The following is a 26,273-nucleotide window of genomic DNA, read 5'->3' on the forward strand; positions in this document are numbered from 1 at the left end:
GCGGTGCTCGACGAATGCGGACAGTTGATGCGCGAATACCCAGACCTCGCCTCGTTCGAATGGGCGATCCGGGCGGAAAACGTTCTCGCCGTCGGCGGCCGAGGGGCCGGAGATGCCGGGTTCGAAACTTTCCGCGAGATCATCCAGGGTGTTGTCGACGAGGCGCATCGACGCGGTGAGCTCGCCGACCGGCCGGATCCGCCAGCCACCGTCGAGGCGCTCTATGCGCTCATCTACGGCCTGACCGAGCTCGCGGCGACCTTGCCCGCCGAGGACTACCACGCCGCTCTGGGTGCGGCCAAGATGCTGGTCAGGGGAGCGCTGTTCGGTCGATCGTAGCGATCTGCTTGATATGATCAAGCGATTGATTATAGAGTCGGGCTCTCGCAGAGTGGAGCCGAGACCTTGACCGAGACCGTGGGGTGCGCGTTCGACATCGATGCCCTGCGGCAGAAATACGCCGCGGAGCGGGCCCGGCGACTGCGGCCCGACGGGATCGCCCAGTATGTGGAGATCGCCGGTGAGTTTGCCCGATTCGGCGACGACCCCTGGGTGGACGGCAAGTTCGCGCGAGAGCCGTTGCACGATCAGGTTGATGTGGCGATCATCGGTGCGGGTTTCGGGGGGCTGCTGACCGGCGCACGGCTACGCCAACTCGGCGTCGAAAGCGTGCGGTTGATCGACAGGGCGGCCGACGTGGGCGGCACCTGGTACTGGAACCGCTATCCCGGGATCGCCTGCGACGTCGAGTCCTACGTGTACATGCCGCTGCTGGAGGAGCTCGGCTACGTCCCCACGGAAAAATACGCCAAGGGGCCCGAGATCTTTGCGCACTGCCAGCGCATCGCCGAGCGCTACGACCTGTACCGCGACGCCTGTCTGCAGACGGACGTGTGCGAGATCCGTTGGGATGAGGCAAGTTCACGATGGATCATCCGCACCGACCGGGGTGACGAGATGCGGGCCAGGTTCGTCTCGATGGCCAACGGGTATCAGGCGAAACCCAAATTGCCCGGCATCACGGGGATCGGCGCCTTCCACGGGAAGGCGTTTCACACCAGCAGGTGGGACTACGATTACACCGGCGCGAGTCTGGAGAACCTGGCCGACAAGCGTGTCGGGATTATCGGTACGGGCGCGACGGCGATCCAGTGTGTGCCGCACTTGGCCGCGGCCGCGCAGCGGCTCTATGTCTTCCAGCGCACACCCTCTTCGGTGGACGTGCGGGCCAACCGGCCCACGGATCCGCAGTGGGCCAGCACATTACAGCCGGGCTGGCAGCGCGAGCGGATACAGAACTTCCAGATCCTGACGGCCGGCGGGCAGGCGCCCGAGGATCTCGTCGCCGATGCCTGGACGAGCATCACCCGCAAGCTTCCGGTCATGCGCCACGACGGTGACGACCTCCAAGGGGCGGCCAACCCCGAACAGCGGACCCGGGACATCGAGATCGCCGACTTCGCCAAGATGGAGGAGATCCGGGCGCGAGTCGACGACATCGTCGTCGACCGCGTCACCGCCGAGGCGCTCAAACCCTGGTACGGCTACTTCTGCAAACGACCCTGCTTTCACGACGAATATCTGCAAGCGTTCAACCGCGACAACGTCGCATTGGTGGACACCCGGGGCCGCGGCGTCGAACGCATCACCGAGTCCGGCGTCGTCGTCGACGGGGTTTCGTACGACCTCGACTGCCTCATCTTCGCAACGGGTTTCGAGGTGGGCACCGACTACTGCCGCCGCACCGGCTTCGAGCTGATCGGCCGCGACGGCGTCACGCTCACCCAACGGTGGGACGACGGCGTCCGAACGTTTCAGGGACTGTGCGCCAACGGTTTTCCGAACTGCTTCATCGAAAGCATCGCCCAGGCGGGCCTTACGGTGAACTTTCCCTACTTGCTCGACGTGCAGGCCACTCACGTCGCTTGGATCATCGCGTGGGCACTTGAACACGACGCCATCGAAGTCGAGGCGTCAGCCGGCGCCGAGGCCGCCTGGGTCGACACGGTCGTCGCCCGGTCGGTCGCGAGCGCCGAGCGCGCCAAAACGTGCACTCCCGGCTACTACAACCGCGAGGGAAAAGCGGACGCCAAGACCCGGCAGGGCAGCTTCTTCTTTGGCGCACCCACGGAGTATGCCGACATCTTGGAGAAGTGGCGGGCCGCGGGGGATTTGGACGGCTTCGAGATTCGCGGCCGACAGGACGCGCCGTGACGCGTCGGCGGCGGTACGTTGTCGGGCGGATGAGGGCGGCGACCCGGCGTCGACGCTCTCCGAAGGTCGCGATCATCGGCGCGGGTTTCGGCGGCCTCGCCACGGCTGTGGCATTACGCCGTGCCGGCATCGACGACCTGGTGATCATCGAGGCCGCCGACGGCATCGGAGGGACCTGGCGGCGTAACACCTACCCCGGCGCCGCCTGCGATATCCAGAGCCACTTGTATTCTTTTTCGTTCGCGCCCAACAAATCCTGGAGCCGCACCTACGCCCGGCAGCCGGAGATTCTGGCCTACCTGGAGTCGGTTGCCGACGACTTCGACCTGCGGCGCCACCTCATGCTCGGCACCAAGGTGCGCACCGTGCGCTGGAATGCCGAGACCTGGCGGTGGGACTGCCAGGTGGACCGCGGCGGGCAGACCGCAATGCTGTCGGCGGACGCCGTAGTCTGCGCGGTCGGCCTGTTCGGCTGCGTCAGGCTTCCCGACATCGAGGGGGTGGCCGAGTTCAACGGTGCGCTGATGCACACCGCGCAATGGGATCACGGCATCGAGCTGGTAGGCAAGAAGGTTGCGGTGATCGGCACCGGCGCCAGCGGAGTGCAGGTTGTTCCCGAACTGGCCAAGGTCGTCGATCGTCTCGTCGTGTTTCAGCGCACGCCGCCATGGATGGTGCCCAAGGACGACCGTCCTTACAGCGCACGCGAATTGGCGCGGTTTCGGCGCAATCCGGTGGCGATGCGCCGCACCCGGTGGCAGATCTGGAAATTCCAGCACGACAACACCGCCACGTTTGCCGACGACCCGATCGTTGCCACGCGCTCGCACGTGGCGACATCGTTCCTGGAGCGCACCGTGGACGACGCGCGGTTGCGCGGCGCGCTGACACCGGATTATCCCTTCCGCTGCAAGCGGGTCCTGCTGGGCGACGACTACTACCGGGCGCTGCAGAAGCCCAACGTCGAGCTCGTCACCGACCCCATCGAGCGCATCACCGAGACGTCGGTGCTCACCGCGGCCGGAGACACCGTCGACGTCGATGCGATCGTGCTGGCCACCGGATTCGAGACATCGAGTTACCTGGCGGGCATCGACGTGATCGGGGTCGGCGGACAGAGTCTGCACGAACGGTGGGGACCCGACCCCAGCGCCTACTTGGGTGTGGCCGTCGGTGGGTTCCCGAACTTCTTCATGCTCTATGGCCCCAACACCAACCAGGGCGGCAACTCGATCGTCTACATCCTGGAGGCGGCAGCGCGCCTGGTGGCCAGCGCTGTGAGCAGGGTGGCGCGTCGAGGCGGCTACGTCGATGTGCACCCGGAGGCCGAAAAGCGCTACAACGACCAGCTTTCCGCGGACCTCGAGCGCACCATCTGGACGCAGTGTGACAGCTACTTTCGTTCGCCCACCGGGCGAATCGTCACCCAATGGCCATACACGGAGCTGGAATACGCCCGCCGGACCTGGCGGCTGCGGCCGCGGGACTGGGTCCACCGCACCGGGGCGGCCCCGGGTCGCCGGCAGCAGACGGACGCGGGACAGCGCGCGCTTGCCGGCGCGGCCGACTGAGACCGGTGGCTTCCTAGCTGGCGCTGCCCGCTTTGATCGCGGCGATGACCCCGCCGTCGACCAGCAGGTCGGTGCCCGTGATGAAGGAGGCGTTGGGCCCGAGCAGAAACGCGGTGGCGGCGGCGATGTCGTCCGGAGTTCCCAGGCGACCGGTCGCCGACATAGCGACCATCGCCCGCATGCCGTCGCCGACGGGGGAGGCCAGCTCCTGCTGCCCCATGGGTGTGGAAATGATGCCGGGACTGATCGAGTTGATGCGGGCGCCCCGCCGTCCCCAGTGGGCGCTCGCGGCGCGGACCCGAATATGGTTGGCCTGCTTGGCGATTGGATAGGCAAGGTTCGGGTCCGTGATGCCGCGGATGAAGTCCAGCTGCAGCAACTCGCCGGGCGGGTCGTGGGCGAGCGCACGCTCTTGGTCGGCGCCCATCGGCGGGAACATGTGGCCCGCCATGCTGGCGATCACGACGCCGGCGCCGCCCGGTGCGACGACTGCACCGAACTCGTCGAGAACCAGCGCGACGCCGAGCAGGTCGACGGCCAGGATCGCTTCGGCGGGGGCCTGCGAGGGGGACAGCCCGGCGGTGTGTGCCACCTGCGTGACGCTGCCGAGCGAGGTCGCGTACTCGGCGAGCCCGTGCACCGATTCCGGCGACGCGACGTCGACGCTGCGGCTTTCGACGTGGTGGCCGTCCGCGGTCAGCGATTCGGCCACCGCCGCCAGCGTTTCCTCGTTGTAGTCGGCGAGCAGCACGGTCTTGCCGGCGCCGAGGCGCCGTGCGATCGCTTGTCCCATGCCGCCCACGCCGATGACGGTCAACACTTCCCGAGCCACGGCCGCTCCACATCCGAGTCGTCGTTAGTCAGCTCGGATGCTATACAAGGCATCCCGCCCGTTAGGGCGGAGCTGGGGAACCCTCCAACGAAGGGTGACCGCCATGACGGATCGCCTTCCCGACGAACGGGGCCCGGATGGTGGCGGCCAAGTGGTGCCGATTGACGATCAGGCCCGCGATGGCCACGACCGTGTAGACAATGCAGAGCAACAGCCGCCCCTCGGTCGAGGCGATCGGGAACTGGACGACGAACAACCCCAGCAGCGCCCAGGCCGCCGCCCGGGGGAAGCGCAGCGCCAGGATCAGGGCGACACCCATCAGGGTTTGGGTGGCGGTGAGGAGCACCTCTTCGATCTGGCGGGAGTCGAGCTCCAGGGAGAATCCGCCGCCTCCCAGCAGGTGTGACACCGGCAAGGATCCAATCAACAGCGTCCATTGGTTGACCTTGGACGAGATCAGCGTGGCGATGGCCGCGGTGCCCTTGCCGCGGGCGGCGAAGATGGTCGCGATGATGAACTCGGGCGCTTCGGAGGCCAACGGGGCGAGCCACTGAACCAGCAGGAAGCGATCGACGCCCAACTCGGTACCCGCCGCGACGAGATTGTCGGCGAATGGTTTGGCGCACAGCAGAATTACCGCGCCGGACGCCGCGAAGAGGCCGACGACCGCGATCCGCCGGCGGCGGTCGGGCAGCTCGCCGAGCGCGGCGGCGGTACCGATCAGGTCGGGCTCTTCCACCTCGCCGTGACTGACTTTGTAGAGGTAGAAGCCGAACCAGGCCAACAGCGCCAGCCCGAGCGCCAGGTGGATTTGACCGACCGCGGGTATCGCGAACGCGATCACACCGGCAATGAGCAGGAAGCCCAGTTCGACGCGGTTGGCCGGCGCCAGCCTCAAGGCAGGAGCCTTGGCGGCGCCGGCCCTCCGCGCCACCGCAATACTGACCAGCACCACGACCGGCCAGCCCAGGCCCATCAGCAGCCGGTTGGATCCGGTCATGTTGGCCGCCGCGTACTGGGTGTAGTCCGGATTGTGGCCGGAGACGTACGCGTAGTAGAGGTCGACGGCGTACTCCGGCAGCACCGCGATCAACGCCAGGATCGCGATCGCAAGCCCGCCGGAAACATCGATCTGCGCGGCTTCGGCCGCCCACGCCAGCACGAAGCTGGCCGCCACAACGGCGGCCCCGAAAATCAGCAGGGCGGCGACGGGGTCCGGATTCAGGCCGACGATTCGCACCACCACCGCCGGCACGATGAACATCGTGGTGAAGACAGCCGAGCGGGTCAGGGTGCGGCGCGGCGAGCGTGCTGCCGCGGCGGTGCGGGCAGGCGGCCTGCCTGTTGCGAGCATGTCATCCTTCGGTCCGGAGGTGCCGATCACTGGTCTTACTTCGGCTCGCGGGCCGGGCGAACTGCTTTCCAAAGCTACCCGACAGTGTCCGCGCCAGCAACGTCGCGGACGAGCGACGTGACGGCCCACATCGCCAGTCTTTGCTGGCCAGTCGGGTAATCGAAAAGTTCGGATACGCTGATCCGAAATTTTGGCAAACCTGCTCGTGGTGTTGTGGTGCGGTTTTGCACCACCGATAGCTCGCTATCCGGGTCCCATCGCCGCGGTGGCGGCCTGGGTGAAGAGATCGACGAGCTGGTTGCGGGTCAGCGAGGCCATCATCTGCTGGGCGGCGCGCATGTCCTCGCCGACGATCCAGGTGGGACGGTTGGTGAGGTTGTCGAAGGCCTCGGCGATGACGCGTCGATTTCTCGAATAATCGATATATACTCTCGAATGTTCGCGATTACTGTAGGAATCGCGCTGCAGAGGAGTCAAGACATTCGCGGATCGTCGTCGGCGCCGACCGCCCGGGTACTCGACGTCGTCGAGCTCCTGGCCCGGTCGGGAAACGCGCGGCTGCGATTCTCCGACGTCGCGCGCGAGCTCGATCTCACCCAGGCGACGGCACACGCGATCCTCAAGACGCTGTGTGATCGCGGGTGGGCCAGCCGCGATCCGGTCGCGAAGACCTTCACGCTGGGACCCGCGCTGGCGGTGGTGAGCGCGCGGATGGACACCGCCCGGCCCCTCGCCCACGCCGCGCGTTCCGCGGCGTTACGACTTTCCGGCGCGGTCGGCTATGCGGGCTCCGTCGTCGAACGATTCGGCGATTCACTGGTGGTCACGGCCTTCGAGGGGGACCCCGCCACCCAGCCGTCTGGCATACCCGGCGATCGAATCCCGTACGCCCCGCCGTTCGGCGTGGCGCTCGCGGCGTGGGACACCGACGAGGAACAGCGGGCGTGGATCCGCCGCGGCGCCGGCGGCAACGCCGATCGCACGCGGCGCCTGGAACGCGTGCTGGAGCACACCCGCGACCGCGGATTCGACGTCGACTGGACGACGCCGGCGCTGGCACAGGCCGTCCAGGTGGTGGGCACGTTGGACAGCAACGAAATGCCGACGCCGGTGCGACACATCCTGGACCAGTTGCTCGTGGAGTTCACCACCATCGGCTTTCTCTCCGACGACAACCCGGGCCGCCGCAAACAACCCGTGGTGACCATCGCCGCACCGGTTTTCGACCATCGCGGCCGCGCTGCCCTGATGGTGGCCGTGCATCCGTTGTGCCCCCTCACGGCGCGGCAGATCGAAGCGATCGGGAAAAAGCTCACCGCTGAAACGTCGGCCATCAGCGAATCCGAACGGCAGGAGGAAGTGGCAAATCGCGCCGTCTAGCGTGAGGAGGTACCGACGCGCGGAAGGCGAAAAGTCGTGGCACATAACTACGTTGTGGATGACCTTGCCGGCTTTGTCGTCGGCGCCGAGCAGTCGGACCTGGGCGAGCGGCCGCGGGCGCTGCTGAAGCGCAATGTGCTGGACAGCATCGCCTGTGCCGTCGGGTCTTTGGACGGCGAGCTCGTCGCGACGATCCGCGAACACACCGACCAATTCGGTGGCGCCGCCACGGCGACCCTCATCGGTGGCGGGCGGGCATCGGTGGATCAGGCCGCCTTCTTCAATTCGGTGCTGGTGCGCTACCCCGATCTGCTCGACACCTACCTCACCGTGGGCGGACTGTGCCACCCCGCCGACAACTTCGGTGCGGTGCTGGCCGTGGCCGAACACGTCGATGCCGGCGGGGCGGATTTCCTGCTGGCCCTCGCGGTCGCCTACGAGGTCCAGTGTCGCTTCAGCGCGCAGGTTCCGGTCATGGCGCGCGGACTCAATCATGCACTGCAGCTGGCGATGTCGGTTGCCGCGGGATCGGCGAAGCTGCTCGGGCTGGCCGCCGAACAGACCGCCGACGCCATCTCGGCCTCCTCGGCCGACAACGTCTCCCTCGCGGCCGTGCATGCCGAACCGGTTTCCAACTGGAAGGGCATCTCGCCCGCCATCACCGCGATGCGCGCGGTCTACGCGACGATGCTGGCCGGTCGCGGCGTCACCGGGCCCAAGTCGTTGTTCGACGGTCCGCAGGGGTTGGTGCAGCTGTTCGGTCAGCCGATCGATTTCCACACCGCCGACCGCGAATTGACCTGCGTCGAGCAGACGTATCTCAAGCAGTACTGCGCACTGATCCACGGGCAGGCCATCATCGAGTCGGTACTGGCGATCCGCACCGACAACGATCTGCGCGGCGACGATGTCGCTCGGGTGACGCTCGAGGTCTTTCAGAGCGCATACGACATCGCCGGCGGTGGCGCCTACGGGGGCAAGGACCACCCACGGACCAAAGAGCAGGCCGACTACAACCTCAAGTACCTCAGCGCCGTCGCCCTACTCGATGGCGGAGTCGGCCCCGAACAGCTTGAGACGGAACGGGTCCTGCGCGGCGACGTCCAGGAACTGCTGTCACGGGTGGAGGTCAAGCCAGCGGCCGACCTGACCGCGGACTACCCGCGGCGCACGGCGACGCGGGTGCATGTGGTCACCCGTGACGGGCGGGAATTCAGCCGCGAGGAATCCGATTACGAGGGATCACCCACCCGCCCGATGTCATGGGACCGCGTCGTGGACAAGTTCCATTGGCTCGCCGAGCCCTTCTGCGAGGAGGCGCTGCGCGCCGACATCGTCAACGCCGTCGGGCGCCTCGACGAGATTCCCGTCGCCGAGCTCACCGAACTGCTGGGTGCGGTGCGCCCCCAGGCCCAAGGGCCGCGGAGTCGTCCCCGCTTCTGACGCTGCGCGCCCCCTTGCGTGGCTCGCCGCCCGCGTTGAATGATCGGCCATGCGCAAAGATCGCGGCATCAATCGGTGGGAGTTGGTTACCTGCGCGCTCGCGGGGCACGTCACGTACGCACCGGACGAGGAGGCCCTCGCCGCCCGGCTAAGCGGTACCACCGGGCTGGGCGAGGTGTGGCGATGCCTGCGTTGCGGTGAATTCATCGTCGGTGAGCCACACGCACGTGGACATGCCGAAGATGCGCCGATGATCATGCGCGGCAAGGCCTTACGCCAGGCCATCATCATTCGCACGCTCGCGGTGGAGCGCTTGTTCCGCGCGGTCGTGATTGTGTTGGCGGCGTACGCGGTGTGGAAGTTTCGCGGGGCGCGGGGCGCCATCCAGGCCACCCTCGATCGCGACCTGCCCATTTTCCGTGCCGCGGGATTCAAGGTCGATCAGATGACCATCGTGCACGAACTGGAAAAGGCGTTGGCCGCCAAGCCGTCCACCCTGGCCCTGCTGACGTTGATGCTGACCGCCTACGCGCTGATCGAGGTCATCGAAGGCGTCGGCCTGTGGTTGCTGAAGCGCTGGGGTGAATACTTCGCGGTGATAGCCACCTCGGTCTTCCTGCCGCTGGAGATCCACGACCTGGCGAAGGGCATCACGATGACTCGCGTGGTGACCTTCACCATTAACATCCTCGCGGTGATCTACCTGCTGATCTCGAAACGGTTATTCGGTCTGCGGGGTGGGCGCAAAGCCTACGACGAGGAGCGGCGCGGTGAGCAGCTTCTCGACGTCGAACGCGCCGCCATGACGGCCTGACGAGGAGAGTGCATGGGTACCTACGCGATCACCGGGTCCGCCTTCCGGGATGGGCCGCGAGACCGCGTACCGGCTTCGGGGCGACGGCCACACGGTGATCGGCGTCGACATCAAAGACGCCGACGTCACCGCCGACCTGTCCACGCCGCACGGGCGGCACGAGGCCGCGCAGGACGTCCTGGCCGCCTCTGCCGGCAGGCTCGACGGTGCGGTGCTGGCCGCCGGCCTGGGCCCCGGCCCGAGCCCGGATCGTCCGCGTCAGATCGCCCAAGTCAACTACCTCGGCGTGGTCGAGCTGCTCGCCGCCCGGCGACCGGCGCTGGCCGCCGCCGAACGCGCCAAGGCCGTCGTCGTGGCCAGCAACTCCACGACGACGGTCCCGGCGGTCCCGCGCCGAGCCGTGCGGGCGTTGCTTGCGCACGATGCCGACAGGGCGGTGCGTTCGGTCAAGCTGTTCGGTAAGGCGGCGCCCACCATGATGTATGCCGCTTCCAAAATCGCTGTCAGCCGGTGGGTTCGGCGGCATGCCGTATTGCCGGAGTGGGCGGGCTCGGGCGTGCGACTGAATGCCCTTGCGCCCGGGGCCATCATGACGCCGCTGCTGGCCGAGCAGCTGTCGAATCCCACCGAGGCCAAAGCGGTCCGGTCGTTTCCGATTCCGGTCGGCGGGTTCGGCGACGCCCGGCATATGGCGGACTGGATGTGCTTCATGTTGTCGGATGCCGCCGACTTCCTTTGCGGCAGTGTTGTTTTCGTTGACGGTGGCTCGGACGCCTATTTCCGCGCCGACGACTGGCCGAAACCTGTGCCGGCCTATCGACTGCTGGACTTTCTCCGACGCTTCCGAAGCGGCAACGGCACGCGCGACGTGTGATTGACCACATGCGCCGCGTGGGTTGTGCCCGACACCACAACGACGTTTCTCGTGACGTTTACCGGCGCGCGGCACATTGGTAAAAGAGCCGCGGTCAAATTCGATCAGTCGGCTCACCGGCCGAACAAACAAAGGATCGAGATTGTGGCAACCGTGCAGGGCCGGATCAACCGGAGCCCTACCAACCTCGACGTCGTCGCCCCCATCAAAGCGCGCGCCTGCGATGCGCTCCAGGCAGTGCTGGGAACCAGGTCGCGCCGGGTGCGCGGCGAGCTGAGGGTGATGCGCAGAGGCGCTGAGCGCTGCTGATCGCCAGTCACCTCTAATTAACCGCCGAGCGTGCGGCCAGCCGCACATTCGACATCGAGAGTGCGGCTAGACGCACGTTCGGCGCGAAGGCCGGCCCCCACGAGCGCGCGCAAAGTGTTTGGATTGCCCCATGGCAGACACCGAACCCGAAACCATCGTCAAAGCCACCCGCGCAATCTCCGCCAGCGCGGAGCGAATATTCGAACTGATCGCCGAGCCGTCCACGCAGCCGAGCTGGGACGGCAACAACAACCTGGCCTCCTCGGCTCCGGGCCAGCGCGTCCATGGGGTCGGCGACGTGTTCAAGACGACGTTGACCAACGGCGCGGTGCGGGAGAACCACGTCGTCGAATTCATCGAAGGCAGCAAGATCGCCTGGTGCCCTGCGGAACCCGGAAAGCAGCCGCCCGGCCACCTATGGCGCTGGGAACTCGACCAGATCAACGCCACGCTGACCAACGTCACCCACACCTACGACTGGAGCGCGCTGACCGACCCGACCCGGTTGGAGAAAGCCCGCTCGACGACGCCCGAGATGCTGCGCGAATCGATGGACAAGCTCGCCGTGCTCGCCCAAGCCGGGCAATAGTGGCTCTTCCAGCGCCGGCCAGCGACCGGGCCGCCATCGTGACCGGCGCCTCCTCGGGCATCGGCGAGCACTTCGCCGAGATCCTTTCGCGGCGCGGCCACCACGTTGTGCTGGTCGCCCGCAGCGCCGGCCGTCTCGACGAGCTCGCCGGACGATTGGGCCCGCAGGCGCACCCGCTGGCCGCCGACCTGTCCGACCGCTCCGCCCGCGCCGCCCTGCCCGGCCGGGTCGCGGCGCTCGGCCTGACGCCCGACATCCTGATCAACAACGCGGGATTCTCCACGCTCGGGCTGGTCGCGAAATCCGTTCCGGAGCAAGAAGTCAACCTCGTCGAGGTCGACGTGGCCGCCGTCGTCGATCTCTGCAGCAGGTTCCTGCCCGGAATGGTCGAACGCCGCCGGGGCGCCGTGCTGAACGTGGCATCGATCGCCGGGCTCGGTCCCCTGCCCGGCCAAGCGGCATACGGCGCCGCCAAGGCGTTCGTGCTGTCCTACACCTACAGTCTGCGCGGTGAGCTGCGCGGCACCGGCGTCAGCGCGACCGCGCTGTGCCCGGGACCGGTGGACACCGGGTTCGGTGAGGCGGCCGGCTTCTCCAAAGAAGAAGCCGAAGCGGCGCTACCACGGATCATGTGGATCCCCGCCGAGAAGGTGGCGCAGGCCGGCATCGACGGGCTGGCGGCGGGCAAGGCCGTCGTCGTACCCGGTCGGGTCAACCGGGTCGCCTCGGCGCTTTTCCGGGTCACACCCCCCGAGTGGCTGCTGCCGTTGCTCTCCCGCGGCCACCCGGCCATGAAGCGCGACTGAGACTCACCCGTTCTTGCCGCGCACCCACTGCAACGTGCCGAACGTGTTGACCCGCACGCTGGCAAATCCGTTGTCTTCCAAGATGTCTGCGATTTCGTCATCGCCGAACGCGTGCGCCCCGACGTTGGGCAGCAGCTGCCAAAGACGAGCGGCGCGTCCCGCGGTGGGGACCATGATGGCCAACCGCCCGCCCGGTCGCAGCACCCGGGCGATCTCGGCAAGGGCGGCCGCCGGGTTCGGAATCAGTTGCAGCACGGCCAGCGAGACCACCGCGTCAACGGTGTTGTCCCGGAAGGGAAGTCGCTGCGCGTCGGCCCGGATGAAACCGACCCGCGGACCGGCCTCGTTGCGGACGGCCCGGGTCAGCATCGGCTCGGAGATGTCGACCCCCAGGGCTAGTCCGTCCGGCCCGGCGGCCGCTGCGAGCGACGAGGTAATGTTGCCGGGGCCGGAGCCCACGTCGAGCGCGGTCCCGCCCGACGGAATGTTCAGCCACTCGACCGGGTGTTGCCACGCGCTGATCAGCCGGCGCGCCAGGGCCTGGGCATTGTCGTAGAGCGCCGACCCGAGCGGTGATGCCCACGCCGCCTGGATCGGACCCGTATTTTTCGGAACGGCCTCGTCGCCGGCGGTGCTCAGCAGGTCGAGATAACCCTTGCTCACGTCGGGATCCGCCGGCGGGTCGGCAAGCAGATCCAGCGCTCGGCGCAACGCGGGAGGCAGCGAGACGTGCACGTCGGTCATGTGTCTTCCTTCGTTCAAATACCAAGCCGGACACCAAAATCGGACCGGGAGCCGTCGGCAATTCGGATCGGCGCAGCCCCCTGACTGGCAGCCTACGCCGAGGCGCCGGGTGCTTCGACCGGCTCGAAATGTGACCTTCGTTAACGATTGACGACGGCGCGCTCGCGCACCAACGCGCACAACTGCCAGTGGCCCGGCACGCCCTTGAGCGTGCTTTCGCCGCGGTCGGCGAACCGGTAGCGCGATCCGGTGACGATGTCGCGCACCGTCGAGGACACCAGTACCTCGCTGGCCCCGGCCAGCGCCCCCACCCGCGCGGCGATGTGCACGGCCATGCCGGCGATGTCGTTCTTCAACGCGCCGCGCACCTCGACCTCGCCGGCGTGAACGCCCACCCGGACCTCGACGCCGAGCACTTGGATGGCGTCGACGATTTCGTCCGCGCAGGCGAGAGCGGCGCTGGGGCTGCTGAAGGTCGCGACGAATCCGTCCCCGGCGGTGTTGACCTCGCGCCCGCCGAACCGCTGAAGTTCGTGACGGACGATGGTGTCGTGGTTGTCCAGCAGGTCGCGCCACCGGTTGTCGCCCAGCTCCGCGGCGCGCTCGGTGGAGCCGACGATGTCGGTGAACACGATCGTGGTGAGCAGGCGCTCGGCATCCGAGCCGCCGCGCATGCCGGTGATGAACTCCTCGATCTCGTCCAGCATCGGCGCGGTGTTGCCGACCCAGTACAGGGTGTCTTCGCCCGGTAGCTCGACGAAGCGCGATCCGGCGATGTGCTCGGCCAGATACTGACCGTGCGTAACCGGGGTGAAGTCGCAGTCGCGGCGATGCAGGATCAGCGTCGGCGCGGTGATGCGCGGGAGCGTGTCGCGCACGTCGGAGTGCCGGATGGTGGTGATCATCGCGCGGGCCATGCTCGGCGAGGCGGCGCGGTTGCCGGCCGTGTCCCACCAGGAGCGAAACGCGTCGTCGTCGGCGACGCTCGGCGCGATGATGCGCAGCATGTCGAAGCCCTGCTCGACGGCGTCGGGGTCGGTGAGGATCGTCGTGTAGGGATCGAGGGTGTCGAGTTCTTGGCCCATCGGGTAGTCGGGCGCGTACAAGGTGCGGGCCCCGCCGTTGATGATCACCAGGCTGCTGACCCGGTCGGGGTAATCGGCGGCCAGCACGAGCCCGGTCATCGCGGTGAAGCCCGGCGCCACGACCGTCGCGCGCTCGCATCCCACCGCGTTCATCACCGAGACCACGTCTTTCGCCCAGAATTTCGGCCCGATCATGTCGATCGAGGGCACGCGGGACGAGAGCCCGATCCCGCGTTGGTCGAGCCGGATCACCCGGGCGAAGGACGCCAACCGGCGCTGGAAGCGGTACATCGACGGCTCGGCGTCGACCGAGTCGATCGGAATCGACGGCCCGGGCAGCAGCAGCAGGTCGATCGGCCCATCGCCGAACACCTGGTAGGCGATGTCCGTGTCACCGCAGCTGGCGTATCGGGTTCGTGGTGTCCCAGAAAATCCAGGCACGGCTATAAGGCTAATTCAGCACACCGACAAGTCGAACACCCGTCAGCGGCCGATGATCGGCACCAGATAGCGGGCGGCGTAGTCGCGGACGGCCGCATCGTCGGAGATGTCGAGTCGGTCGGTGGGGAAGACGATGATGCCCAGCGCGACGCGCAGCAGGATGTCGGCGACGTCGGCCAGGTCGGGCTCGGGCATTTCGGCCCCACACTTCCGCAGATTATTGGCGATCCCGTCGGCGAACTGGCGAATCGGGAACGCGTGCGATCGGGAGAACATGCCCAATAGTTCCGGTTCGCTGTCGACGATCCGCGTATACAGCGGCGAGTCCTGGACCAGGCGCACACCGAGGGCGAACGCCTCGATCACGGCCTGTCGCGGATCACAGCCGGCAGTGGCCCGGTCCAGGGTGGCGAAGAACAGTTCGGCTTCGCGCCGCACCACTTGTTCCAGCAGGTCGTCCTTGGTGGGAAAACGCCGATATACGGTGCTGCGGCTGACCCCGGCGCGGGCGGCGACGTCTTCGATGTTCGCGCGACGCACGCCGTAGGTCTCGAAGACCGCTCGCGCGGTATCCAGGATGGTGCGCTCGAGGTCGGTCCTTTCACCGAGATTGCCGTCAAGGCTGCGGTTCTGCATGGATCACGACCCCCAGGGCAATCTCGGCGCGCCGATGCTATCGTGACACAAAGATACTCGTTTGTTTCTCTGTATCACAACCGCGGGGCGAGGAGGTTGCGATGACCGCTGGACAGGATTTCGACAGCGGGGTGCGCGAAGCGGTGCCCATGCCCGTCGACGACGAAACGGCCGACGCGTTGCCGCGGCTGGGACCCGATTCCCTGATCTGGAAGTTCTACGGTGATCACCGCACCCAATTCTTCGGGTTCCAGCGCACGGCCGGCGTCGAGAACTGCATCGAGCAGCTCGCCCAGGGAGTGCTCGACCACTCGGTGGTTTTCAGCGACACGCTGGGGCGGGCCAAGCGGACCGCCCCGCCGCTGATGAAGACCGTCTACTCCGACGAGCCCCATGAGTGGGGCCGCAGGGTGCGGGATTTCCACAAGCCGATCAAGGGCACCATCAGCGACGGCTCGAGGTACCACGCGCTCAATCCCGAGTTGTTCTATTGGGCCCACGCCACGTTCGTCGACCAGGTCATCTACAACACCGACACCTTCATTCGCCGGCTGTCGCGCGCGGAGAAGGAGCGGATCTTCAACGAGGGCAAGGTCTGGTACGACCTCTACGGCGTCAGTTCCCGCAACCAGCCGCAGACCTATGACGAGTTCGTCGCCTACTGGGACGACATGCTCGAACGATTCGTGCCGCACAAAACCGTGCTGTACGGCACCGGCTACATCCGCAAGGGGATACCGGGGCCACGCTGGATTCCCAAGCCGGTCTGGAAGGCTTTGTCCGCGCCGCTCAACGCCTACACCCGCCTCGTTCTGGTCGGAACCATGCCGGCGCAAATGCGCGAGGTGTGCGAACTGGAATGGGATGCCAAGAAGGAGAGGCGATTTCAGCGGTTTGCGGCGGCCGTGCGTGCGCTGAATCCGGTCGTCAACCGGTTGCCGCTCTGGTTCGTCTACACGCCCTGGGCGGCCGCGGCGTGGCGCCGCGCCGGTGTCGACCCACGCGGGCTGCACAACCGTCCGGCCGCTTAACCGATGCGCAGCAGGCGTTCGGCGTTGCCGTGCGCGATCTTCTCCCGGTCGCTCGCGCTCAGCGTTGTCCGCTCGAACCCGTCAACCGCCTCCCGCGAGGTTTCATAGGGGTAGTCGATGGAGAACATGATCGCGTCCGCGCCGACCTCGAGCACCGCCCCCATCATGACCGCCGGCGAGAACACCCCGCTGTTGGTGAAGACGATGTTGGTGCCGAGGTAGGCCGACGGCGGGCGCGGCAACGGATTTGCCGTCGCGAGCGTGGCGTAGCGCGAATCCAACCGGCTGCGCTGAAAGGGCAGGAATTCGCCCATGTGTCCCAGTATCAGCGTCGCCGTGGGATGGCGGTCGAACACGCCGCCGAACAGCAGCCGCAGCGCGTGCCCGCTGACCTCGGCCGCCCAGCTCCACGTCGCGCCGTACAGTTCCGGGCGCCCGTCGATGACACGCCAGCGATCGGCCGGCGGCGCGCCGGGATGCAAATACAGCGGTACGCCAAGGGATTCCAGCGCCGACCACAGCTCGTCATATTCGGGTGCGTCCAAGTAGCGTCCGGCGGGGCCGGTGATGCAGTCGTTGATCAGCGCTCCGCACAGCCCGTCCTGGGTGACGGCGCGCTCCAGCTCGGCCACCGCGGCGCCGGGATCCTGCAGCGGCAAAGCGGCAAACCCCTGGAACCGATCCGGGTTCCGGGCAATGACTTTCGCCAGATAGTCGTTGGCGAACCGTGCGTTGTCGCGCGCCCTCTCGGCGTCCAGGTCGACTTGCAGCCCCGGGGACGTCAGGGACAAGACCTGGACGTCGATGCCGGCGCTGTCCATATCGGGTAGCCGGTATTCGGTGAAATCGGACAGGCGGCGCTCACACTCCTCGCGCAACGCGGGCTGGAAATGCTGCATCAGCCGCTGATGGGCGGGCTGGAGATCGGCCAGCTCGGGAATGAAGAACGCTTCCTCCAAAGCGATGTAGCGCATCGGCACTCCTCACTGCGCGTCGCACGCCGCCGCCTGTGAGCCTGCCTGACCCGAGCCGGGTGCGCATCCTTGACGCCCCGTGCGAGCTGGGTAACGTGCAGTTTCACGCGGTCTGGCAGCCGCGCCTTGACGAGGCAACGTCGGCCAGGTGAGCGGGCCGTGACGAAACCCGAAGGAGGAGACCGCGATGCAGATGACGGGCAATACCGTCCTGGTCACCGGCGGGGGCAGCGGGATCGGCCGCGGCCTGGCCGAATCGTTCCACCGGCTGGGCAACCAGGTCATCATTGCGGCTCGGCGCCGCGAGCTGCTGGAGGCTGTCGCGCAGGCCAACCCTGGCATGGAAAGTTGGTCGCTGGACCAAAGCGACCCGGCCGGCATCCGGCGATTCGCCATCGAGCTGACCGACCGCTACCCCGACCTGAACGTCGTCATCAACAACGCCGGGATCCAGCGGGTCGAGGACCTCATCAACGGCGAGGTGGGCACCGCCGAGCGGACCATCGCCATCAATCTGCTGGGTCCGATCCGGCTGACCTCGGCCCTGATGCCGTCGCTGCTCAGGAGGCCGCACGCCGCGATACTCAACATCACGTCGGGTCTTGCCTTTGTGCCCAGCGCCTTCACACCGACGTACTGCGCCACCAAGGCGGCGCTGCACTCCTACACCCAGTCGCTGCGTTTCCAACTGCGCGATACTTCCGTGCAGGTGATCGAAGTCATTCCGCCGCAAGTGCAGACCGCGTTGCAGGGCGAGCGCGGATTCGACCCCGACGCAATGCCGCTCGATGAATACGTCACCGAGACGATGTCGCTGCTGCAATCCCAGCCACAGGCCGACGAGATTGTCGTTGAGCGTGTCAAGGCGTTCCGGTTCGCCGAACGCAGCGGGGTTTACGACGACATCTATCCCGCCTTCAACGAGGCCGTCGCGTCCGAACTCGGACGCACCGGCGGTTGAGGAAGGTCGTCGGCCGCACGCCGAAAACCCGCTAGTCGCTTCGATTTTGCCGCGGCGTCGAACAACGTTCAGGGCCCGTATGCCCGGCGGGTAAGACGAGCGTGGCGGGCGGGCCGGCAATGGGACAGGATCGATGCCATGGCCCCGGTTGACTTTTCGCTCTTGGACGTCCCCCGATCGATGCCCGTGCCGGACCCCGAGGCCTACCTGCGGGCGGCCATCGGCTGGCACTTCGGCGAAGAGACCGGTTCACGGTTCTGGTTGCGGATGGCCCGGACGCTGGACTTCAACCCGCTGACCGACGTCAAGACCTTCGCGGATCTGCGGCTGTTTCCCAACCTCGTCAACGAGTTGCGCAGCGTGCCGGTCGAGGACCTCATCCCGCGCGGCTATGGATCCCAGGCGCCGCTGCCGCAGATATTCGAATCCGGCGGCACCACGGGCGCCCCGAAACGTACTGTGCAACTGCCGGATTGGATCGCCCAAGTCGTGCAATGGCAAACCGAGGACTTCGCCGCGGGCGGCTTTCTGGCCGGCCGCGGCTTCCTCTGCCTGATGCCGAGCGGCCCCCACGGTGTGGGTTACTTCTCCCGGCTGGTCTCCGAGCGCCTCGGGTCGGTGTTCCACCCGATCGACATCGATCCCCGCTGGGTCAAAAAGCTCGCCGCTCGCAATGCGGGCACCGAGGTCGCGGCCTACGTCGACCACGTCGTCGAGCAGGCCGTCCACATCCTGCGGACGCAAAACGTCGCGAATCTGCACACCACCCCACCGCTGTTGGAGGCGATTGCGCGTGACGATCAGGTGGTGGACTTGGTGAACGCCAAGATCCGCTACCTGTTGCTCAGCGGCGCGCATGTCGACGCCGACACCCTCGATCTGCTGCGCGAAATCTTCCCGCAGACGACGATCACGATGGCCTTCGGTAGCACCATGGTCTTGTCGCAGGCCGTTACCCGCACCGACGGCGATTCGTTCGCCTTCGATCCGCGCACGCCCTACGTGGTCTTCTGGGTGGTCGATCCTGACACCGGAGAACGGGTGCCGTACGGCCGGCTCGGCCAGGTCGTGATGAACCACGTCAGCAAAGGAATGTTCATACCCAACAACGTCGAACGCGATATGGCGATCCGGATGCCCGGGCCCGCAGCCGAAATCAGCGATTCGGTCAGCGCGGTGCGCCCCGTCACGACTTTCGAGGGCGAGGCGGTCATCGAGGGTGTCTACTGAGATGTCTGGCGAAACACCCGGTGTCACAGCCGATTTAGTGCAAATCGACGCGCTCGGGTCCAGCGGGGAGTACCGAACCCGCAACAGTGAGCTCGTCACGACCACGGCCGGTGCGCCGGCCGTCGAGCTCAGTATTGTGCCGCCGCTCTATGTTTCGCGCACCATCAGCGCGCAACGACGGGTCCGGCCGCTGCCGCTCGCCCGGCGCGAAGCGGCTCTGGCCGCCGCGGCCGAAATCTTTTCCACCGCCGTCATCGCCGGATTGGACTTCGAGGGCTATGTCGGGCTGGCCAGCCGGATTTCGGGGCTGCCGATCGCGGTCACGCGCGCCGGGGCGCGCGGCGTGGCCGCCGCGGTCGCCTCGGCATTCGATGCGGTGCGGCCAAGTCGGCCCGTCGGCGCCGCCGTCGACTGGCGCGACGAGCTCGCCCGCGGCGGGGGTGCGGTGTGGGCGCGGCGCGGCGAAGTTTTCACGGTTCATGCCGCCGGCAACGGCCCGGGCGTGCACGGCCTGTGGCCGCAAGCGCTCGCGCTGGGTTACCGCGTCGCGGTGCGTCCGTCGCGCCGTGAGCCGCTGACCGCACACCGGCTGGTGAATGCCCTGCGCGAGGCGGGATTTCGCCCCGAAGACGCGGTGTATCTGCCCACCGACCACGGCGGCGCGGACGAGATCGTCCGGGCGGCCGACCTGGCCATGGTGTACGGCGGCCGGGACGTGGCGGACAAATACGCCAACGATCCGACGGTCATCGTGAACGGACCTGGGCGGGCGAAGATCCTGATCACCGCCGACCGCGACTGGCGCGAGCACATCGACCTGGCCGTCGACTCGATCGCCAATCTGGGCGGGATGGCGTGCGTCAACACCACCGCGGTGCTCTACGAGGGCGACCCCGGCCCGCTGGCCCGGGCGATCGCCGCGCGGTTGGCGACGATCGAGCCGCTGCCCAGCGACGACGAATGCGCCGTCCTGCCCACCCAACCCATCGACAAGGCGCGGGCCATCGCGGGCTACCTGGCGGCCAAGGCGGCGGGCACGACGCCGCTGCTCGGCGCCGACCAGGTGGTTGCCCACCTCGGTGACGGCGCTGCCGCACTGCGGCCCGCGGTGCATCTACTCGCCGAGCCCGGCTCGGGAAAGCTCGATAACACGCTCAACGTCGAGCTGCCCTTCCCGTGTGTCTGGGTATCGCCGTGGTCACGCGGTGCCGGCGTGGCGCCGCTGCGGCATTCGCTGGTGGTCACCGCGATCACGGGTGACGACGAGCTGATCGACGACCTGCTCGCCGAACCCACGGTGGCCAACGTGTACCGCGGCCATTACCCGACCTTCCACTCGGCGCCCGAAATCCCGCACGACGGATTTTTGGCCGATGTCCTGATGCGCACCAAGGGCTTTATCGGCGACTAAGGCGGTCTGGTAGCCGTAGTTGCGAGTCGAGTAACGTGGGGCCGAGCGCGCCACCAGGACTAGTCAGCCATTTCGGTGAATGCGGTGAGGGTGAACGTAATAGCAGAGGCCGTTAAGAGGGCTACCGACCGACTGGCCAATCCGGCGCGGATATCGGATCCCGACAAGCTGCGCGCCGCTGTGTGCGGCAAGACCGTGATGGTCACGGGCGCCTCCTACGGAATCGGCGAGGCGACGGCCCGCAGACTGGCCGCGGCGGGCGCGACCGTGCTGGTTGTCGCCCGATCCGCGGAACGGCTCGACGACCTCGCGGCCTCGATCAACGCCGGCGGCGGCAAGGCGGTCGCTTACCCGACAGACCTCACCGACGAGGCCGCGGTCAGCGCGCTCACCAAACAGGTCACCGAGGATTATGGGGCGCTCGACATCGTGGTGAGCAATGCCGGCAAGTCGCTGCGCCGCTCCCTGCACCACCAGTACGACCGGCCGCACGACTTCCAGCGCACGATCGACATCAACTACCTCGGGCCGATCTGGTTGCTACTCGGTCTGTTACCGGCCATGCGCGAAAACGGCGCCGGGCACATCGTGAACGTGTCCAGCGTCGCCGCGCGCGTCGTACCGGGACCGCAATGGGGCGCCTACCAAGCGTCCAAGGGGGCATTCGATCGCTGGCTGCGCAGCGTGGCGCCGGAACTGCATGCCGACGGCGTGGACGTGACGTCGGTCTACTTCGCGCTGGTCCGCACCCGGATGATCGCGCCCACGCCGTTGCTGGGCAGGCTGCCGGGGTTGTCTCCCGATGAGGCCGCCGACGCGATCGCCAAAACCATCATCGAGCGGCCCCGCAGCAACGAACCGCCCTGGCTTTGGCCGGCCGAGCTGGCCTCGGTGCTGCTGGCCGGGCCCGCCGAGCGCGCCGCCCGGCTGTGGCACCGCCGGTTCTTCGCGAGCACCGGCAAGGATCGTGCATGACCGACAGTGTGGTCGCGACGACGGCGCGGGCACTGCTGTCTTCCGGACTGCTGACCCCGCCCGCGCCGATCGGGGTGGCGCGCCTGGTCCGCGAGGTCTATCGAGGGGGCACGAACCTCTACACCCTGCTGGCCGTCGCGGCGGCCCGCTGGCCTTGCCGCACCGCGATGATCGACGACGACGGCGCGATCACCTACCGCGAGCTCCAGGAGAACACCGAATCGCTGGCGCGCGGGCTCGCCCTCGACGGTGTCGGGCCCGGCCAGGCGGTGGGGATCATGTGTCGCAATGGTCGCAACTTCGCCGCTTCGGCCTTCGCCGCCGCCCTGGTCGGCGCCGACGTGGTGCTCGTGAACACGGAGTTTCGCGTCAACGCGCTGGCCGGCGCGTTGAGCTCACACGAGATCGCAACGGTGTTCTGCGACAACGAATTTGCCGATCAAGTACGCGGCGCGGGCGAGTCCGTCAGGGTAATCGATCCGGCGACCGTCGAGCCTGCGCGTGGTGAATCACGGCCCAAGGTCGCCGACTCGGGCCGGCTCGTTCTGCTGACGTCTGGCACCACCGGGGTGCCGCGGGGTGTCCCGCGGGTACCGCGGATGAGTTCGGGAATCGGTGTCGGCATGACAATCCTCGAGCGCACCGGGCTGCGTGTCGGATCGCGAATCGCGGTCGCGGTGCCGATGTTTCACGGCCTGGGGCTCGGCATGTTGATGCTGACGGTAAGCCTGGGCGGCACCGTGCTGACCCATCGTCGCTTCGACGCCGAGGCCACCCTGGCGCGGGCCTCGCTGCAGCGTGCCGATGCGTTGAGCGTGGTCCCGATCATGTTGGCGCGCATTCTCGACCTGCCGCAACGGGTGCGGGCGCGAAACCCGTTGTCGTCCTTGCGGGTAGTGATATCCAGCGGTGACCGGCTCGATCCCGGCCTGGCCCGTCGGTTCATGGATGCCTATGGCGACATCCTCTACAACGGCTACGGTTCCACCGAGGTCGGCATCGGAGCTCTGGCCACGCCGATCGAACTGCGACACGCCCCGGAAACGGTGGGCCGGCCCGTCGCGGGCTGCCCGGTGCGGATTTTCGACCGGAACGGAAGACCGGTCGGGCCGCGGGTCACCGGTCGCATCTTCGTCGGCGGTGAACTGGGCGCGGAAGGCTACACCGGCGGCGGCGCCAAGGACATCATCGACCGGATGACCAGCACCGGCGATATGGGCTACCTCGACAACTCGGGCCGGCTCTACATCGTCGGCCGCGAAGACGACATGATCGTCTCGGGCGGTGAGAATGTCTATCCGCGCGCACTGGAAAACGCGCTGGCCGATCATCCCGACGTCGCCGAGACCGCGGTCGTCGGCGTCCCCGACGAGCAGTTCGGCCGGCGCCTCGCGGCGTTCATCGTCGCGCGGCGCGACATCGACGAGGCCGGGTTGCGGGAGTACTTGAAGGGCAAGGTCTCTCGCTTCGAGCAGCCCCGGGACATCCAGGTCGTGAGCAGCATTCCACGCAATCCCGCCGGCAAGGTCATCCGAAGCAAGTTGCTCGAGACATAGCGAGGCCACGCCGGCGTTAGTGCCGCCCATTTGTGGGTAGCCGACATCGCAAGACTCTTGTGTGCACGTGGAGGTGTGCGATGCCGGTTACGGCGGGGCACGTTCCCGGGTTGACGTCGGGGTTGCGCCGGGTCCGCACGGACCCGAAGCGGTTCCGCAACGGGCGCTGGTTCCTGTTGGCCGAGGGCGTGCTGGTAAGCGCGTTCGGCATTGCCGGGCTGGTCTCGGCGGCCCTGCATCCACATGCCGGGCCCACCGGCGTCCCGGTTCTCGGCCTGGCGACGGCTCCGGCGCACAGCGCGATCCTGCTGGCGTTCGGGTTGGTGGCGATCGCGGCTGTCAGTCATCGCCGCGCGGCGGTAGCGGTGACCGCGCTGAGCGCGGTGGCCTACATGGTGTTGCTGTTTTTCAGCGCGGTCGCTACGTCTCGCGACATGCCGACGGCGGTGGGGTTCCACGCCGCCGATGTCGCGCTGCACGGTGTGCTGGCGGTGGTCAACCTCGGGCTGCTGATGTGGTTGATTCCCGACGAGTTGGGGGACGAGGCCTGGGTGCGGCGGCGCGGGCGTCGACGCGATCCGCGACAGCCTCCGACCCCGGCAGTGCCCGCGCGGGAGTCGGGTGCGCCTGACAACCCAAGTCCGCCCGACTCAAGCGACCCGCCAGGGTCAACGCCGCCGGTCGACGTCCATACCGCGCGTCGCAGCACTCCGGAACCACCGGGGACCGCGCGGGCGCCCGAGGCGGTGCGGTTACGCGCCACCGTCGTGCCGGTGGCCCTGGCGGTCCTGGCGGCCGGCGTCCTCATCGTCGTCTGGATACGTCACCACTGACACCGCCGGATGGTCAGCGGTGGAACGGTTGCCAGCCGTCTTCCGGCTGGGCGAGACGGTCCGCGATGACGGACAGGGTTTCCAGGTTGTGGCCGTATCCCAGATGGCTGCTGTGGACTTCGACGTTTTCGGTGCGCGGCGCGGGGAGGCTGGTGCAGCACTGCCAGGCGACGATCCCGTCTGTCTTGCTGTAGATACAGGTGGTGGGCGTGGTCAACGGTCGCTCGCGGCGGCTTCGGGCCGATTCCGCCACCGCGTCGGTGGCGTCGGTGCCGCGGTTGAGCAGCCGCCATGCTCTCCAGGCGGTGCTGGCCCGATGGTTACCGCGGAACGGAGAGCCCAGGGTGATCACCGATCGGACCTCATCGGGGAACGCGCGCGCCAGCTCGCGGGCATAGATTCCGCCGGCGCTCCAGCCGATAATGCTGACCCGGCGGCCGCCGGACCTTTCGCGGATGTGGCGCAGGCGTTCCGGCAGCGTCTCCTTCATGCTGGCGCGGTACCCGACGTTGTACCCGAGGCCCCAGTCGTAAACCCGGTATTCCAAGCGGCGCAAGACATTTCGTAGTAGATCTGTCGATAGGGGGCCGGCCAGAAACCCGGGGATCACCAGCACGGGATGCCCGTCGCCGCGCGGCCAATCGGCGAGGCGCCGCCGCAAGCCGCGGCGGGCCGCCAGGTATTCGAGCCCGGTGCGCCATTCCAGCGCACGCAGCAGATGTCCCGGTGCGCGCGCTCCATCCGCATCGGGGACGCCAGCCGGGTCGTGCGGAAAACGGGCCGGGTCGCTCACGCCTGGCCCTCGTCGTCGGCCTCGTCATCCAGACCGACCGTTCGGGCCAACCACTTGGGCGCCAGCGCCGAGATCGCGGTGGCGCCGCCGGTGGCACCCAGCACGCCCGTCCAGGCGACGGGCCCCAGCGGCGTGCATCCGAAGAACTGGCTCACGACCGGGGTCTGCACGATGCCGACCAGCACGCCCGCGCTGCCCAGCGCGGTCGCCACGACGAGGGGGCTGTGCCGTCGCGTGAGCAGGGTCTGCGCCAGCTGCGTCGTCACCAGTGCGGTCAATCCCATTGTCGCCGTGCGGCGTTCGCTGCCGGGCGTCCAGCGGCCGATGGCCCAGGCGGCCGTCGCCCCGGCGGCTGTGACGGCGCCTCGGGTAACGATCTGGCGCATCAGCGGAGCGTCCAGGGAGGGTGTCGGCCCGGTCAGCACCGCGCGTTGGTGTTCACGCCGCGCCTCGTCGGCCTCGTCTTCGGTGTCGTAATCGCCTTCGACGGGTTCGACGTATTGCGAGGTGACGGCGACCGCGAGCGCGGGGAACATGTCGGTGAGCAGATTGACCAACAGCAGCTGACGGGTCCCCACCGGCGCCCGGCCGGTGCCGAGGGCCGTCCCGATGATCGTGAACAGCACTTCGCCCACATTGCCGCCGACCAGGATCGTGACCGCGTCACGAACGCCGGACCACATGCTGCGGCCCTCGACGAGCGCGTCGAGCAGCACGCCCAGATCGTCGTCGGTCAAGACGATGTCGGCGGCGCCGCGGGCGGCCGAGGAACCGCGACCGCTCACCCCGATGCCCACGTCGGCCATCCGGATCGCGGCCGCGTCGTTGGCGCCGTCGCCGACCATCGCGGTCACTCGGCCGCAACGCTGCAGCGCGCCGACAATCTGTACCTTTTGTTCCGGGCTGACGCGGGCGAACACCTGAACGTCGGCGACGAGTTTGGCGCACGCGTCCTCGTCGAGGCCGGCGAGCTCGGCACCCGTCACCACCCGTGCGTCCTCGGACATGCCCAGCTGACGGGCGATCGCCCGTGCCGTGACGGGGTGATCGCCGGTGATCAGCACCACGTTGCGGTCGGCGGCGACCAGCTCCTCGATCAGCGGGCGCGAGGACGCCCGCGCGGTGTCCGCCAAACCCACATAGCCGATCAACTCCAGGTCCTGGGCGGCGGCGTCGACGGCGTCGGCGTCGGTCTCCTCGTCGTCGGTGGTGCCGTTTTCCCAGTCGCGTTGCGCCACCGCCAGCACGCGCAAGCCCTGCTCGGCAAGGCTGCGCACCAGCGACTCCGCGTGCTCGTGGTCGGTGTCCGGGTCGGCGAACCGGCACCGCGGCAGCACCACCTCGGGGGCGCCCTTGAGCATCAGGAGCGGCGCCGACCCGTTGGTGCTCAGCGTGCCTATCGCGGCGGCGAAACCGC

At 67.8% G+C, this 26,273-nt stretch carries 23 protein-coding genes and 3 pseudogenes; 17 read left to right on the forward strand and 9 right to left on the reverse strand.

From position 1 onward, the window contains the following. The 3 genes and pseudogenes from A5745_RS24540 to A5745_RS00340 form a co-directional block, all read left to right on the forward strand. Positions 1–339, forward strand: a pseudogene (locus A5745_RS24540) (TetR/AcrR family transcriptional regulator); the annotation flags it as partial. 66 nt (positions 340–405) lie between these two features. After that, on the forward strand, positions 406–2,214 hold the full coding sequence (locus A5745_RS00335; RefSeq protein ID WP_076114723.1) for an NAD(P)/FAD-dependent oxidoreductase: 1,809 nt from the start codon (positions 406–408) through the stop codon (positions 2,212–2,214). A 29-nt stretch (positions 2,215–2,243) separates the two neighbouring features. After that, the gene (locus tag A5745_RS00340) at positions 2,244–3,785 is read left to right on the forward strand and encodes an NAD(P)/FAD-dependent oxidoreductase (protein ID WP_076114724.1); all 1,542 of its coding nucleotides are present in this window, start codon (positions 2,244–2,246) and stop codon (positions 3,783–3,785) included. Between the two features lie 13 nt (positions 3,786–3,798). Here the strand turns inward: A5745_RS00340 and A5745_RS00345 are convergent, their stop codons facing one another. From A5745_RS00345 to A5745_RS00355, 3 genes and pseudogenes are all read right to left on the reverse strand, one after another. Next, entirely contained in the window at positions 3,799–4,617 is an 819-nt protein-coding gene (locus A5745_RS00345; protein WP_076114725.1) for an SDR family oxidoreductase, read from the reverse strand. Between the two features lie 61 nt (positions 4,618–4,678). Continuing rightward, positions 4,679–5,971 carry a sodium:proton exchanger gene (locus A5745_RS00350; protein ID WP_076114737.1) on the reverse strand — a complete coding sequence of 431 codons (1,293 nt, stop codon included), beginning with the start codon at positions 5,969–5,971 and terminating at the stop codon, positions 4,679–4,681. A gap of 243 nt (positions 5,972–6,214) precedes the next feature. Further along, a pseudogene (locus A5745_RS00355) lies at positions 6,215–6,370 on the reverse strand (short-chain dehydrogenase); the annotation flags it as partial. Positions 6,371–6,406: 36 nt separating this feature from the next. Here A5745_RS00355 and A5745_RS00360 point away from each other — a divergent pair. The 7 genes and pseudogenes from A5745_RS00360 to A5745_RS00390 all read left to right on the forward strand — a co-directional run bounded on the left by A5745_RS00360 (position 6,407) and on the right by A5745_RS00390 (position 12,186). Further along, complete coding sequence (locus A5745_RS00360) at positions 6,407–7,351, forward strand: IclR family transcriptional regulator (RefSeq protein ID WP_083662623.1); 945 nt, start codon at positions 6,407–6,409, stop codon at positions 7,349–7,351. 54 nt (positions 7,352–7,405) lie between these two features. Then, on the forward strand, positions 7,406–8,794 hold the full coding sequence (locus A5745_RS00365; protein ID WP_076114739.1) for an MmgE/PrpD family protein: 1,389 nt from the start codon (positions 7,406–7,408) through the stop codon (positions 8,792–8,794). Between the two features lie 49 nt (positions 8,795–8,843). Continuing rightward, complete coding sequence (locus tag A5745_RS00370; RefSeq protein ID WP_076061996.1) at positions 8,844–9,608, forward strand: DUF2127 domain-containing protein; 765 nt, start codon at positions 8,844–8,846, stop codon at positions 9,606–9,608. 12 nt (positions 9,609–9,620) lie between these two features. Beyond that, positions 9,621–10,482: pseudogene (locus A5745_RS00375) on the forward strand (SDR family oxidoreductase). Between the two features lie 51 nt (positions 10,483–10,533). After that, a complete protein-coding gene (locus tag A5745_RS00380; protein ID WP_139329369.1) occupies positions 10,534–10,791 on the forward strand; it encodes a hypothetical protein in 258 nt (85 codons plus the stop codon). Between the two features lie 130 nt (positions 10,792–10,921). After that, positions 10,922–11,380, forward strand: coding sequence for a polyketide cyclase (locus A5745_RS00385; protein ID WP_076114727.1), 459 nt, complete (start codon positions 10,922–10,924; stop codon positions 11,378–11,380). Beyond that, complete coding sequence (locus A5745_RS00390; RefSeq protein ID WP_076114728.1) at positions 11,380–12,186, forward strand: SDR family oxidoreductase; 807 nt, start codon at positions 11,380–11,382, stop codon at positions 12,184–12,186. The genes A5745_RS00385 and A5745_RS00390 overlap by 1 nt, the downstream gene beginning before the upstream one ends. 3 nt (positions 12,187–12,189) lie before the next feature. Here A5745_RS00390 and A5745_RS00395 read toward each other — a convergent pair whose 3' ends face one another. The 3 genes from A5745_RS00395 to A5745_RS00405 all read right to left on the reverse strand — a co-directional run bounded on the left by A5745_RS00395 (position 12,190) and on the right by A5745_RS00405 (position 15,092). Beyond that, complete coding sequence (locus A5745_RS00395) at positions 12,190–12,930, reverse strand: methyltransferase domain-containing protein (protein ID WP_076062006.1); 741 nt, start codon at positions 12,928–12,930, stop codon at positions 12,190–12,192. Positions 12,931–13,070: 140 nt separating this feature from the next. After that, positions 13,071–14,456, reverse strand: coding sequence for an adenylate/guanylate cyclase domain-containing protein (locus A5745_RS00400; protein ID WP_076114729.1), 1,386 nt, complete (start codon positions 14,454–14,456; stop codon positions 13,071–13,073). 42 nt (positions 14,457–14,498) lie between these two features. Beyond that, entirely contained in the window at positions 14,499–15,092 is a 594-nt protein-coding gene (locus A5745_RS00405) for a TetR/AcrR family transcriptional regulator (RefSeq protein WP_076114730.1), read from the reverse strand. Between the two features lie 101 nt (positions 15,093–15,193). On the opposite strand from A5745_RS00405, the gene A5745_RS00410 reads away from it, so the two are divergent. Continuing rightward, positions 15,194–16,123 carry an oxygenase MpaB family protein gene (locus A5745_RS00410; protein ID WP_076114731.1) on the forward strand — a complete coding sequence of 310 codons (930 nt, stop codon included), beginning with the start codon at positions 15,194–15,196 and terminating at the stop codon, positions 16,121–16,123. Here the strand turns inward: A5745_RS00410 and A5745_RS00415 are convergent. Next, positions 16,120–17,097, reverse strand: coding sequence for an amidohydrolase family protein (locus tag A5745_RS00415; protein ID WP_076114740.1), 978 nt, complete (start codon positions 17,095–17,097; stop codon positions 16,120–16,122). The genes A5745_RS00410 and A5745_RS00415 overlap by 4 nt on opposite strands. 187 nt (positions 17,098–17,284) lie before the next feature. Between A5745_RS00415 and A5745_RS00420 the strand changes: the two genes are divergently transcribed. From A5745_RS00420 to A5745_RS00445, 6 genes are all read left to right on the forward strand, one after another. Beyond that, positions 17,285–18,058: an SDR family oxidoreductase gene (locus A5745_RS00420; RefSeq protein WP_076062016.1), complete on the forward strand. Its 774-nt coding sequence runs from the start codon at positions 17,285–17,287 to the stop codon at positions 18,056–18,058. A 138-nt stretch (positions 18,059–18,196) separates the two neighbouring features. Then, positions 18,197–19,288, forward strand: coding sequence for an AMP-binding protein (locus tag A5745_RS00425; protein WP_076114732.1), 1,092 nt, complete (start codon positions 18,197–18,199; stop codon positions 19,286–19,288). Between the two features lies 1 nt (position 19,289). Next, positions 19,290–20,699 (forward strand): aldehyde dehydrogenase family protein, encoded by a 1,410-nt coding sequence (locus A5745_RS00430; protein ID WP_076114733.1) that lies wholly within the window; start codon positions 19,290–19,292, stop codon positions 20,697–20,699. A 90-nt stretch (positions 20,700–20,789) separates the two neighbouring features. After that, a complete protein-coding gene (locus A5745_RS00435; RefSeq protein WP_175879740.1) occupies positions 20,790–21,674 on the forward strand; it encodes an SDR family NAD(P)-dependent oxidoreductase in 885 nt (294 codons plus the stop codon). Then, positions 21,671–23,230, forward strand: a complete 1,560-nt coding sequence (locus A5745_RS00440; protein ID WP_076114735.1) for an AMP-binding protein — start codon at positions 21,671–21,673, stop codon at positions 23,228–23,230. The genes A5745_RS00435 and A5745_RS00440 overlap by 4 nt, the downstream gene beginning before the upstream one ends. A gap of 80 nt (positions 23,231–23,310) precedes the next feature. Further along, on the forward strand, positions 23,311–24,063 hold the full coding sequence (locus tag A5745_RS00445; RefSeq protein ID WP_076114736.1) for a DUF4383 domain-containing protein: 753 nt from the start codon (positions 23,311–23,313) through the stop codon (positions 24,061–24,063). Positions 24,064–24,076: 13 nt separating this feature from the next. On the opposite strand, the gene A5745_RS24905 is transcribed toward A5745_RS00445, so the two are convergent. Then, entirely contained in the window at positions 24,077–24,856 is a 780-nt protein-coding gene (locus tag A5745_RS24905) for a triacylglycerol lipase (RefSeq protein ID WP_083662624.1), read from the reverse strand. Continuing rightward, positions 24,853–26,273, reverse strand: a 1,421-nt coding sequence (locus A5745_RS00455; RefSeq protein WP_139329370.1) for a cation-translocating P-type ATPase, incomplete at its 5' end; no start/stop codon positions are given. The genes A5745_RS24905 and A5745_RS00455, both read right to left, overlap by 4 nt.

Origin of the sequence: Mycobacterium sp. IS-2888, assembly GCF_001954215.1 — a bacterium.
Lineage (GTDB): Bacteria > Actinomycetota > Actinomycetes > Mycobacteriales > Mycobacteriaceae > Mycobacterium.